The following is a 1692-nucleotide window of genomic DNA, read 5'->3' as shown; positions in this document are numbered from 1 at the left end:
AAATCGGCTACCTGTTCGGCCAGTACAAACGCATCACCAACCGCTACGAATCGGGGGTGCTCACCGGCAAGGGCATCTCCTGGGGCGGATCACTGGTCCGGCCGGAGGCGACCGGCTTCGGAACGGTCATCTTCACCAACGAAATGCTCAAAACCCGGGGGCTGTCCTTCGACGGGCAGCGGGTTGTGGTTTCAGGCTCCGGCAACGTGGCTATCCACGCCATCGCCAAGGCACAGGACCTGGGCGCCACGGTGGTAGCCTGCTCGGATTCCAGCGGCTACATCGTTGACGAGGGCGGCATCGACGTTCCGCTGCTGCGCGAGATCAAGGAAGTGCAGCGCGGCCGGCTCAAGGAATACGCCGCCCAAACGCCCGGCGCCAAGTACTTCGACGGAGGTTCCGTCTGGGACGCAGGCGCCACGGTAGCCCTGCCATGCGCCACCCAGAACGAGCTCGACGGCGCTGCTGCCACGGCCCTGGTCAGCGGCGGCCTGCTCGCCCTGGGCGAAGGGGCCAACATGCCCAGTACCCCCGATGCCGTATCCGTCTTCCAGCAGGCCGGCGTACTCTTTGGCCCGGGCAAGGCGGCCAACGCCGGCGGTGTGGCCACCTCCGCTTTGGAAATGCAGCAGAACGCCAGCCGCGATTCCTGGTCCTTTGAGCACACCGAGCAGCGCCTCACCGAGATCATGGTGGGTATCCACGATGTCTGCGCCGCCACGGCGGAAGAGTATGGTGCGCCAGGTGATTACGTCCTGGGGGCGAACATCGGCGGGTTCGTGAAGGTGGCAGACGCCATGCTGGCGCAGGGGCTGATCTAGTCAGCACCCGCATGAAGGGTTCCGCCGTTTGGCGGGCTACTTGTTTTTTCCCCGGGCTGCCACGCTCCACCGGTCCACGAGTTGTCCCTGCCTCACGACGGCAACCTCGTCAACGAGGTTGATGGCCAGGCATACATGGTTGGGGATGACCCTCAGCCGGGTGCCGACGGGTGGCGGCGCGCCGCCGTCGTGCCATTCCACGGTGGCGTGGTGCTCCGATAGGGCGATGACCCGGGCCTCCAGGTGGTCGATCAGCCGGCCAAATCCACTTGCCCAGGCTGGCCTGTCGCTGCCCAGGATCTTGCTGCCGGCGTCAACGATAAAGCGCGCAGGGGTGCCCGGCGGAGTGGTGTGCTGGCTGACCACTGTGGTTGCCACCGTGAGGGACATGTCTTCAAGGGCGCCGCGGCCCAGCTCGAATTGCTGCGCATCACCAAACACGTAGACCCCCGGTCGCACTTCCGTGGCAGCGGAACCCTCGGTGAGCAGTGCCGTTGGGGTCGATCCGCCGCTTCGGACCGTCGCTTCGAACCCTGCCGCCGCAAGGACTTCTGCCGCCTGCTGCAGTGCTGCCTGCTCGTGCGCCGCCGCCTTGGCGGGCATCCCCGGGGAGTAGCTGTGGCCCGGGAAGGTGAACACTCCTGCCACCTGCAAACCGGCGTCGGAGGCTGCCCGGGCCACAGTTGCCGCGGCTTCCGGCCGGACGCCGCTGCGGTGGTGCCCGCTGTCAATTTCCACCAGCACAGCCACGTTCCGGACAGCATTGCCCAGGCCCTCGCCAAGCATTGCCGCGCCGGACGCAGAGTCCACGCCTACGGAGATTACACCCGTTGCGGCCAGCCGCCGGAGGCGTTCGGCCTTCCGGGGCGAT

At 66.8% G+C, this 1692-nt stretch carries 2 protein-coding genes; one reads left to right on the top strand and one right to left on the bottom strand.

Annotated elements, in window-relative coordinates; all coding sequences use genetic code 11:
* Positions 1-821, top strand: an 821-nt coding sequence (locus tag AC5RWX_RS32995) for a dehydrogenase family protein (protein ID WP_494100378.1), incomplete at its 5' end; no start/stop codon positions are given.
* A 36-nt stretch (positions 822-857) separates the two neighbouring features.
* Here the strand turns inward: AC5RWX_RS32995 and AC5RWX_RS32990 are convergent.
* On the bottom strand, positions 858-1692 hold an 835-nt coding region (locus tag AC5RWX_RS32990), incomplete at its 5' end, for an alanine racemase (protein ID WP_494100377.1).

Source organism: Arthrobacter sp. SPT-J7 (genome assembly GCF_059089965.1).
The sequence above is the reverse complement of the archived record's forward strand: the minus strand, read 5'-3'. Positions and strand labels throughout refer to the sequence as shown.